This window comes from Acidithiobacillus concretivorus, from assembly GCF_018853445.1.
Taxonomy (GTDB): Bacteria; Pseudomonadota; Gammaproteobacteria; order Acidithiobacillales; family Acidithiobacillaceae; genus Acidithiobacillus; species Acidithiobacillus concretivorus.
The window spans coordinates 1-556 of record NZ_JABELD010000171.1; the positions used below are offsets into that span (position 1 = coordinate 1).

1 pseudogene is annotated in these 556 nt (G+C 53.8%); it reads right to left on the bottom strand.

Features of this window, described 5'->3' with window-relative positions:
• A pseudogene (locus tag HJG40_RS14550) lies at window positions 1–434 on the bottom strand (Tn3 family transposase); the annotation flags it as partial.
• Window positions 435–556 lie beyond the last annotated feature (122 nt).

The following is a 556-nucleotide window of genomic DNA, read 5'->3' on the forward strand; positions in this document are numbered from 1 at the left end:
CCCTCCAGAACAAAGATGGAATCACGCAGTGTTCCAGGGACGACAATGCCATGAAAGCCGGAGAACTGATCCGAAAGAAAGTTGTACCAGGTAATGCCACGACAAGAACCAAAGTACTTTCGGTTAGGTCCGGCATTGATGGTGCGGATAGGCGTCACAAATCGCATACCATCGGCGGAGGCAACTTCACCGCCACCCCACTTTCTGGCCAGAGACAAAGTGGATTGGTAGTCCACCAGCTTGGCATTGGCTTTCACAAGAGTCTCTGCCCGCAGGTAATTCTGTTTGACCCAGCTCAGTCGGTACCGGGTCAACGCGGGCACCTGGTGCTTGATCAGCGGCTCCAGACCGATGTTGCAGGCCTCCGCCAACAACACCGCGCAGACGCTAACAGTGAGGCCTTCGGCGCGGGCATTGGATTCGCTGACATCAGCAATTCTCAATATGGCCAAGAGCCCTTTTTATGGGGTGGCACCACCATATGAATGACTCGGCTTTTTTGGATGTACGGTGAGCGCTGGACAAATCCATCCATTCAACGTATAAGAGGCTGGGT